This is a genomic window from Chitinophaga sp. 01L420, assembly GCF_056399985.1.
Genome location: NZ_JBFTSK010000096.1, coordinates 1 through 9,352 on the forward strand (window position 1 = coordinate 1; position 9,352 = coordinate 9,352).

Sequence of the window (9,352 nt, forward strand, 5' to 3'; positions counted from 1 at the left end):
CTATCATTAATTTCTGACGGAATTAAGATAGTAATTGCTGAGAAAGACGGCCTAAATCTGGTATTTGGCAATAAGCATTCGAAAAGTCGATTATAATTTTTAAAGTGAATAGCTGATTATTCAGCTATTCACTTTATTTTATCAAAAAAAGTTAAGTATATGGATAATAATAATGTCTTCTTCATGGATGATACACAGGATATACTTTCAATTTTACACCTACACAAAGCTTTGGGAGCATCACCGATGCAGCCTGCATCCTTCCTTGAAAAAGTAGCAGGTAAAACCAAAAATGGAAAAGTGGAAATTTTGAAGCTGTTAAAAGATCTATTTCGTCCGGAGGACTACACCGAATTGGAGCAGGAGATTTTAAAAGCAGAAGATTAGAAGGTTTCAAAAAACGTTGGGTACCCGCTCACCTGCAGCTGGGGGTACTTGTCCAAAGTAGCTTTTTTTTAAAACCGTTCGATATATGGTAAAAAGAATAGACAAATGAGATACCCCAATATATTACTCGTTGTTGGGATATTTGTCCCAACCATTGCTATTATATTTGCCCTTGCACTCAGTACAACTCATGTAGAAAAAGTAATGATTCTAGGCAGTGCGGCGATATTCACAGGGCTTTGTTTTGGTTATCGTTGGATCGAACTGCAGGCAGAAGATGTAAGGACGGAGCGTTTCTTAACAGATTTTAATCTTAATGGTGTGTCCGTAGGAGAACTAGAAACTAAGTTGTTAAAAATTTTATTGGATAAAAGAACCCCTATTTCTGATAAGAAAGTAGCCATCAGGCTATTACAGAGTATTCGGTATTCAAAGATAAAGTAGGACTGCATCCGTAAAATCTCAATTAACATTTATTTAGTATGACTGGACATAAGGAGATTATAACGCAATCTATCAAGCAAACAGAAGATTATATCTATGAGGCCTTACTACACTGCACTGAGAAAACGGGATCTTGTACCAGCATTCAAGTTTACTGGCATGTCCGTGAGAGAAGTGTTAGCAGGTTAAGTGCGATGGATGCAGCAATACGAAGAATAATTAGGATCTTAAAGGATGCTGAGATCTTAAAAGTGTATAAACAGGGCCAATATCCAGCGCGTTATGAAATTTTAGACAGATCGCAGCTGTTGAAGCTAAAAGAAGGTACGAAGTAATTAGGCTTAATTCAGAAAAAAACTTCTGTTCATTCCCACATATACTACCCCTCTTATTTTTACACATTGCCATAAACCGCTATGGTACGACACAATACTCCCTTGGCAGTAACAAAATAGTACAATGGCCTTATTGTTTTTTGAATGTTTAGCAGGCACATTTGCTAAAAGCCAAAAATATGAAAGTCATATGCGTTATAGGTATGTTGCTTTATTTCATCCCTTTTGTTTCGATAGCTCAGGAAAAGCAAATTAAGGGGGTGGTGGTTAGAGCCCTTCCAAGCGGTAATTATCGAGTTAAACTGTTAAATGATAGTTTGGTACTCGGTTACCTTCAAGGGCAAGTAAAAAGAGCCTTTATTCGCTTTTATAAGGGGGATACAGTGATCATAGCAATAAATCCTGAGAAGGGAAGGGGTGAAATTATTTATAGGAGATATTCAGACGATGATGCACATTAAATTAAATTTTTCACTACAGTTGTAATGTACATTACAACTATTAACCAATACCCGCATGTTACACTGGAAAAGAAAGGAGAAGCCGAGTGAAAAAAAGCCCCCGGGATTTTTAAAATCCTACATGACAGATAAATTTTCAGAGGATCCTACTGGGAAAAAAATGAAGTCACTATCAGGCCTCTTTACAGTCTATGGCTCTAAGATGCTCATTTTCTTAGGAGTAATGCTAATATTTGCACTGGTCGGTGAAATGCGGATTACGGGAGTTTATCGGACAGTGGTTTTTGTTTTCTTAGTTATTATAGCCATCGCTTTTATAGTCGGTACTTCAATTATACGGCGCCGTATGAAAAAGTAGAGGGCCTGGCCCTCTACATCACCTCACATACATACCCCATCTGCTCTACATACGCCACTACAGCATCAGTGGGGATTTTTCCCACAACACGTAAAACCTTGTCGCAATCCTCCAAATCTACGGTACATGCTATATCAACATGATTTTGCTTTACCTTATTGATGATTGCCTTTGCCACCTCCGGGCAGTTAATGTTAGTTTTGAATATCAGGATCATTATTATGGGTTTATTGTATTTTCTTTTATGGTTTTGTAGAGGATCTGCATATCAGCGAATAGTTGAGAAAATATTTCCCTCACTGCTTTGATTTCCTTTTCATTGATTGGTTTTTTTCTGATGCTTCGCCTTACTGCTTTGTCCATTGTCCATTTTAGGCGTTCACTAATGGATAATAAGTATATTGGCGGCAAATCATGGAGCAGCTGGTTTAACCCGCATATTTGAAACGTTTTATCAGGTAATCTACCTGTAACTGGCAATAGGATATATTTAAACTTTTGCTCGTAGTCTTTTAACAGCTCCCCACATACCTCTACGATACAGGCTTTTTCCTTTTTAGAAAAACCGTTTTCCCTAAATTTCCGGTAATATGTAGAATCAGCCCACCGGCATTTATATATGATCTTCTCTCGGAAGAGAGGTCCAAGCTGCAAAATAGCTTCATACATCCCAGTGTATATAACTATGCTACTGTGTTTATCAGAGTGCAATTGCGCGACAATATGATTTTCAGACATATGTAATTATGAATGTAGAAAAGTAGAAATCTATAAAAGTAGAAATGTAAACCAGTCCCGATGAATCAGGACCGGTATATCATCCATTGTTTGTTAACCCCAAAAAAGATAACCCGAATGTGTATCAGTTGTAGTTGTTCAATACTTAATTTCATCAAGAGGTATATGTTTTTTCAATATAGCGTTTGTCATACGCAACATCCACGTTGCTTTGGATTGTCCTCTGTAGTCGAATCCTACAGTAAGAGCCAATTCAAAAACATCCACCAGTAGCTTACTTGCTTTTTCTTCGGGAACGTTTTTTATTAGTTGACGGTAACAGATGGTAGAGTAGCTATCGTATAGTTCGATAGCCCATTGTTCGCGGGTAGTTATATCCATATTTTCAAAGGAAAAATAAGTGTATGTGTTGTTCCTTTATCTGTGCTGGTTGTTTCTATTATTCCATCCATTGCTGTAACGAGATCCGTTACAATTATTAGCCCCTGTCCATCAGTGCGGGGATCTGCAGGAAGTCCCGGGCCGTTGTCTGTAATGGTAATGCTATATTTTTCCGGGGGATGCTGCAGGGCTTTTAACTCTATACTCCCACCTACAAGGCCATGTTTTAGACTATTGTCTATCAAATTGATAAGGATACGTAGTAAAAAGGTCCAATCTGCATGTATGGTAACAGGAAAGTCCTTATCTATATAGCGATTTAATCTTATTCTTTTAGCCCTGAGAGAGGGAAGGAACAACAGCTCAATCCTTTTGAATAGCTCGTAAAGAGAAACAACATCGTCATTGGCTGGACCATATCTTACTAGTTGTCTTGTAGCTTCATTTACACGATTCATCATTTCCCTAAGTGCGTCAACACTGGAAAAGTAAGAAGCTAATAAATCAAGTGCCAAACCCTGATCACCGCTTTTGATGGCATCCAATAGCTCTGGCTGTAGGACAGTCATATTAGCAATGGGCTTTGATATATCGTGGATCAGTGGGTTTAAAAGGTCTAAAACTCTTTCTTTTAATTGCAGGTTTGGAGCGGTTATTTTCTCTGTTATCATCCTTTGAGGGGGTTTAGTGTGGGATAACAGCCTTTTAAAAAGAAAAGGCGTGAACTCAATGCTATTGCGGTTTCCTAGGAACCTCCCAGTCCCTCATGACCAACAACAACACGAGCTCACGCCTTCGCTGTGAGCTTCGCATTGTCCTTCGGTCATGTATCCCGCAACTATTGTGCATAGTTGCAGCGAAATGGGAGGTTTCGGAAAACCAAGGAACTTGCGCTACTGCAAATTATTTTATACTATGTAAAAGTAGTCTAAATGTGACAAATGTAACGTCATAATAAGATAGTTTGTCGTTATGAGATAATTATATCCGTATTAGTGAAATTACAGTATTTGGATAATAATGTCAAAATAATATTATAATTAGCGAAATATAGTTATTTATTAATATTATACGATAAAACGCACTTATTTTCAATTCATTAGCTTTGTATCATGGTTGATTCAAAGCCAAAAATTATATTTAATCGCATCAAAGCGGTTTTAGCACTTCGCCACATGACAGCAAAAGACCTGTCTGTTAAGGCGAATATTGGCTATGGCACTATCTCCAAGTGGAACACTAACACCGAACAACCACGCCTTGATGATTTATATACGATAGCAGAAATTTTAAGGGTTCATCCTCACGAATTATTGGAGCCAGTGCATTACAAAACTGAACCTTTACAGTAATTTTGCTAATTCTTCCGGTGATGGCAGGGCATCTTTCATATCTTCGGGAATATCTGTAGTTAATTCATAACTATATGTTGCAACTCCCATAGGTTTACTAAGTGACCGGAACGCATACTCTACTACCGTTGCATTTTTTTCCTTACATAAGATTATACCAATGCTGGGGTTTTCATGGGGCATTTTGACTGTAGAATCCAATACTGATAGATAAAAGTTCAGTTGTCCGGCATGTGATGGCTCAAACTTACCTGTTTTCAGCTCAAAGGCGACAAGACACTGCAGGCGCCTATGATAAAAAAGTAGGTCTATGAAGTATTCCTGACTATCTACCACCAGTCTATACTGGTTGCCAATAAACAGAAATCCACTGCCAAGGCCCAATATAAAATCCTTAATATTATTTATGATCTCATTTTCTAATTGCCGTTCGTTGGCTGGCTGAATGTTTATGAAATCCAACAGATATTCATCTTTAAAGGCCTCAACAGCATGGGTGAGTATTTCGGTCGGCAGTGTAGCTGTAAAATTGTTTGCTATTTTTCCGCGTTGCTGGTAGAGATTGGTATCTATGTTATATTCCAGCACCCTAAAGGACCAGCGCAGGGTAACAGCTTCCTGCATGTAATACCATCGTGCGGCTAAATCTTTTACACTAAGGAGCTTGTAATGATGAGAAAACCCCAGCTGTAAGAAAACAGACTTAAAGGCGTCTGCATTCACATAATCTAACATATTTGAGCTGCTGGGTAGTAATTCCCTCGACACTGTTGAGGGAATTAAAGTATCTGTTAAGGAAGCGTAGGCAAGGTAAAAAGCCCGCATCTTCTCTAAATTGCCCACAGAAAACCCCCGGAGGCCAGGCACTTGCTGTTGCAGATCCTCGGAAATATTCTGCAGGATTTTAGCCCCCCACTGAGCGCCGGATATTTTGCCATGTAGTGATAACCCTACAGAATAGTATAATAAGAGCTGCTCCCGGTTGGCCATTTTTGCGGCTTCAAATCGGCGCTGCAGGATACTTTCTTTTAGCTCAGTGATTAGCTTTATATATTCCTCTCCTTTATTCATAGTTTACAAACGTACAGAACTTACACAAAGATGCAAGGCCCCTTTCTGGAATGTACATTACAATTAACCGGCCTTGCCGGCTCCCATTGTTTGAAACCCTCGCCGGGAGGGGTGGGCATGGGGAGGGGGTGGCTCGGCGGCAGCAGCCCCCACTTCCAGAATCAGAGGCCGTAGGGCCGTTCTCTTTTACAATATTGCAGGCTTTATTTTGAACCGAGCGTTATCTCTGGTTCTGCCCCCACATTGTACGATACTCCCATTTCAGTAGTAAAATAGTGCTTATGCCTTATTGTTTCTTATGGAGTAAGCAGGCAAATTTACTGAGAGATTTGGCGAAGGGGCAAAGGGGAAAGTTCAACCGGGAGATTTACCAGAAGAGCTACGGGGAGGTTAAGAGGGGGAGATTAATCAGAAGATCATTTGGGAGATTATCCGGCAGATTTATCCGGAGATCTACCAGTAGATCTACCAGTAGATCAAGGCGAATCCTCCCCGCCGAACTCCGTTCGGTGGGGGAATAAGGATGAGCAAGCAGAAACCGTACATAGTACGGTTTGTAATTACATAAGTGATTGATAATTAGATTTATATGTTGTTTTAGGTGGTAGTTTAGGTAGTAATATAGGGGTAACGGACTGATTTAACATATTGATTATTAGTAAATTAAACGATGTAATATCATGGCAGAATACACCACCACAAAGTTAGAAGTCACATTAAAAACTCGCTTAGATAAAGATCGGGGGAAGGTCGGCCTGAATGATTATATAGTCAGTATGGTAACTTTTTTTGACGTTACAGGGGCTAAGCCCACCGACTTTCAGACCCATCCGACTATACAATTGCGCAAAGATATTGACCGGGTTATAGCTATCCAGAAGGCACAAGAGAAAGACTACAAGGATTCTTTTAAAACGATACTTACTGAAATCCGGGAGGGTAAAAATGAACGCTTTTCTTCTGCCGCACAGCTGAGTGTACCTATCGAGCAATCAGCAAACCTTCCTGCAAATGGTCAACCTATTGATGATGAAACCCTGCTGAAATTGGGGGAGAAGTTTGAGGAATTGCAGCAGCAGTTACAAACCGAAAGATCTATTGGCTCGGATCTGCGCAGGGAAATAGAACAGTTGAGAAAGGAAAGGCAGGATTCACAGATCACTTCTGCAGGTGGAAATAATCGGACAGGCGAGGCTATAGAATTATATAACTGGCTTAAAGCAACCATGAAAAAGAACACTTTTAATGACGACTATATTATTTCTAAAAGCGCATACCAAGCCTTTACTGAACGCATTGATAAGTTATTAAAATAATTAATATGTTTGTTAAAGTTCATAAAGCATCCAAAACCCCAGCAGCGAATAATAAGGGAAGCTGTAATACACTTGCTCAGTACCTTGAAAAAGAGAATATCGGAAAGGCGGCATCAGACAAAGTGCCGTTTTTCAACCATCAGTATGATAGCGTTGCCAAAGGCACAGCTGTTGCTGCTATTGATAACAATAACCGCCATCTTACCCGGAAAGACAATAAATTTTTCATGATCTCCATAAATCCCACTCACCGGGAAATGCAGCATCTCATCCAGCGGGAAACCGGTCTGAAAAATATAAATGACTTTTCACAGCTGAATACAGCGCAACAGGGAAAGGTATTTTCAGCAATGAGAGAGTATTCCCGATCCGTGATGGATATTTACGCCCGCAACTTCAACAGGCCCAATGTTCAAAGCGGGAAAGACCTTGTTTATTTCGCCAAGGTTGAAACCATGCGGAAGTGGAAACCGTGGGAAATGGCTGTTAAGGAAGGACGGGCAAAGGCTGGCCAGCTTAAAGATGGCCTTAATGTGCATGTACATGTGGTTGTAAGCAGGAATGACAAAACACAAACCACTAAGCTAAGCCCGGAAAGTCGTAGTCGCGGTGGCAAGCAACAGTTGAATGGAAAAGCAGTTGAACAGGGATTTAATCATGAAAAGTTTAAAGTTGATTGTGGGGATAAATTCAACAGCATGTTTAAATACAAGTCGGTTGATAAGGAAAGCTACCGGGGAAAACAGGGAGAAATGGGGATTGGGACAGGAGTAATACCAGATCCGGCCTCTATTACGAAGAAGGCGGCCCGAGCTGCTGTAAACAAAATGTTGCAGGGCAGTTTTAATACTGAAAGGCAGGTAGTTGGCAATATCATGACGGCTGCAAAGATTCTTACTAATCCAGCGTCCGCAATAAATGTAGTGAAACAGAAATTATTATCCATCGTCAAAGGCGCTTCCACAGGCGCAGAGTTATAAATTATGGTTATCCTGATTCTTGCCACTGTTGCCTGTTTTTTGGTTCTGCTAATCATATATAGCATACGGTATAGTAAAAATTCAACGTATAGTTTTTTTATAGCCTCGGTACTGAGCGCAGCGGCACTGACAAGCTCGTATTACTTTGTGAGTGGCCGCGTGAATCTTAATAAGGCTTATTTATTACGCCTGTTTATTCCTGTGGTGGGGGGAGCGGTGCTTTACGGCTTTTTTTACGGGCAAAAGGGAAGTACCAGCGGAAGCGGGCCTAAAGGTGATTTCATCGACCTAGAAACCATTGGAGGTAAAAAGATCGTTTTCCGTAATCCCTTTGATAACTTCCTAGTTTATGGAGGTCAAGGCGCAGGAAAGACAAAATCAGTAGGTAAACATCTGCTGTATCACTATATCAGGTTGCATTGGGCAGGCTTTATTTTTGATTTTAAAGACGGGGATTATACTAAAACAGCTTTTGAACTGGTAAAACGGCACAACTACCCTCATTCCGTTTATCATGTCAACTTTATAAACCCCTCATGTTCCCACCGCGTTAATCTTATAAAACCCAGTGTAGTAAAAGACCCCAACTTTTTTATACAACTCATGGCTGATATCCTCATTGCCAACATGGGAGAAAGTAAACAAGATGAGTGGTTTTTAGGGGCGTTAGGAATATGGCGGGGGGTAGCGGTTCGTTTTTATATGGATTATCCGCACATTTGCACCATCCCGCATATTGTCAATTTTATAGTGCAATCCAACAGCGATGCAAGTAGAAGCCAAAGACTTCAAACATTCCTACAGGCCCGCCCTGAATCCCGAGGCCTGGCATTCGCATATCTGGCAGCAGAAGGAAGTGAACGAACGCAGGCCAGTATGAGGGCCACATTGGGGAATTATATCAGTGCCCTTTCCTTCAATAAGAATGTTCAGTATATATTATCGGGTGATGATTTTGATTATAACCTGATAGATCCAAAGGCTCCGAAGCTGCTTATAGTTGCTAATTCATTTCAGCAGGAGGCAATTTTAGGCCCGATCATATCTTTGATGGTAACCCTTTCGGCCCGAGCGTTCACCATGCAGAACAGGATAAAGTTTTTTAACTTCCTTGATGAAGCCACCACGTTTAAGATACCAAATTTTGAGCGGCTGCTTTCTCTATTGCGTGAGTATCTTGTCAGCTTTGTAATCCTTACACAAAGCCCCGCCAAAATTGAGAAACTATATGGTGAGCTAGATTTGAGAGCAATAGAGGCAAATTGTGGCAATAAATTTTTTGGTAGATCACTAGATGTAAAAGGGGCTGAATCATCATCTAAGCAGTTTTCCCGTCGGGATGAGGTAAAAGTAACCCGTACTACTGGCCAGAGTACTAATAATACCAGCTCGAGTAAATCTATTAGTCAAACGAAGGAGCAGCGATATGATCCAGACTTCTTTATGCAACTAAAACCGGGGCAGTTCGTTGGTAGGGCGCAGAACTCCAACTATAAAGAATTTAATTTTATGTTTAAACAGTATGTACC

At 40.3% G+C, this 9,352-nt stretch carries 12 protein-coding genes; 8 read left to right on the forward strand and 4 right to left on the reverse strand.

Annotation, left to right across the window (positions count from 1 at the left end; all coding sequences use genetic code 11):
- Window positions 1–159 precede the first annotated feature (159 nt).
- From AC1DP6_RS36020 to AC1DP6_RS36035, 4 genes are all read left to right on the forward strand, one after another.
- Window positions 160–387: a hypothetical protein gene (locus tag AC1DP6_RS36020; RefSeq protein ID WP_477059230.1), complete on the forward strand. Its 228-nt coding sequence runs from the start codon at window positions 160–162 to the stop codon at window positions 385–387.
- Between the two features lie 105 nt (window positions 388–492).
- Window positions 493–831, forward strand: a complete 339-nt coding sequence (locus tag AC1DP6_RS36025) for a hypothetical protein (protein ID WP_477059231.1) — start codon at window positions 493–495, stop codon at window positions 829–831.
- 514 nt (window positions 832–1,345) lie between these two features.
- On the forward strand, window positions 1,346–1,627 hold the full coding sequence (locus AC1DP6_RS36030; RefSeq protein ID WP_477059232.1) for a S1 domain-containing protein: 282 nt from the start codon (window positions 1,346–1,348) through the stop codon (window positions 1,625–1,627).
- 55 nt (window positions 1,628–1,682) lie between these two features.
- Window positions 1,683–1,985 carry a hypothetical protein gene (locus AC1DP6_RS36035; RefSeq protein ID WP_477059233.1) on the forward strand — a complete coding sequence of 101 codons (303 nt, stop codon included), beginning with the start codon at window positions 1,683–1,685 and terminating at the stop codon, window positions 1,983–1,985.
- 219 nt (window positions 1,986–2,204) lie between these two features.
- Here the strand turns inward: AC1DP6_RS36035 and AC1DP6_RS36040 are convergent, their stop codons facing one another.
- The 3 genes from AC1DP6_RS36040 to AC1DP6_RS36050 all read right to left on the reverse strand — a co-directional run bounded on the left by AC1DP6_RS36040 (window position 2,205) and on the right by AC1DP6_RS36050 (window position 3,775).
- On the reverse strand, window positions 2,205–2,723 hold the full coding sequence (locus tag AC1DP6_RS36040; protein ID WP_477059234.1) for a hypothetical protein: 519 nt from the start codon (window positions 2,721–2,723) through the stop codon (window positions 2,205–2,207).
- 138 nt (window positions 2,724–2,861) lie between these two features.
- The gene (locus AC1DP6_RS36045; RefSeq protein WP_477059235.1) at window positions 2,862–3,104 is read right to left on the reverse strand and encodes a hypothetical protein; all 243 of its coding nucleotides are present in this window, start codon (window positions 3,102–3,104) and stop codon (window positions 2,862–2,864) included.
- Window positions 3,095–3,775, reverse strand: coding sequence for a sensor histidine kinase (locus tag AC1DP6_RS36050; RefSeq protein ID WP_477059236.1), 681 nt, complete (start codon window positions 3,773–3,775; stop codon window positions 3,095–3,097). Before AC1DP6_RS36050 ends, AC1DP6_RS36045 begins: the two co-directional genes overlap by 10 nt.
- Before the next feature lie 441 nt (window positions 3,776–4,216).
- On the opposite strand from AC1DP6_RS36050, the gene AC1DP6_RS36055 reads away from it, so the two are divergent.
- Window positions 4,217–4,456: a helix-turn-helix domain-containing protein gene (locus AC1DP6_RS36055; RefSeq protein ID WP_477059237.1), complete on the forward strand. Its 240-nt coding sequence runs from the start codon at window positions 4,217–4,219 to the stop codon at window positions 4,454–4,456.
- Here the strand turns inward: AC1DP6_RS36055 and AC1DP6_RS36060 are convergent.
- Window positions 4,448–5,527 carry a PDDEXK nuclease domain-containing protein gene (locus tag AC1DP6_RS36060; protein ID WP_477059238.1) on the reverse strand — a complete coding sequence of 360 codons (1,080 nt, stop codon included), beginning with the start codon at window positions 5,525–5,527 and terminating at the stop codon, window positions 4,448–4,450. The two genes, AC1DP6_RS36055 and AC1DP6_RS36060, sit on opposite strands and share 9 nt — an antisense overlap.
- A gap of 680 nt (window positions 5,528–6,207) precedes the next feature.
- On the opposite strand from AC1DP6_RS36060, the gene AC1DP6_RS36065 reads away from it, so the two are divergent.
- From AC1DP6_RS36065 to AC1DP6_RS36075, 3 genes are all read left to right on the forward strand, one after another.
- Window positions 6,208–6,843 (forward strand): BfmA/BtgA family mobilization protein, encoded by a 636-nt coding sequence (locus AC1DP6_RS36065; protein ID WP_477059239.1) that lies wholly within the window; start codon window positions 6,208–6,210, stop codon window positions 6,841–6,843.
- Between the two features lie 5 nt (window positions 6,844–6,848).
- Entirely contained in the window at window positions 6,849–7,823 is a 975-nt protein-coding gene (locus AC1DP6_RS36070) for a DUF5712 family protein (protein WP_477059240.1), read from the forward strand.
- A gap of 3 nt (window positions 7,824–7,826) precedes the next feature.
- On the forward strand, window positions 7,827–9,352 hold a 1,526-nt coding region (locus AC1DP6_RS36075; RefSeq protein ID WP_477059241.1), incomplete at its 3' end, for a type IV secretory system conjugative DNA transfer family protein.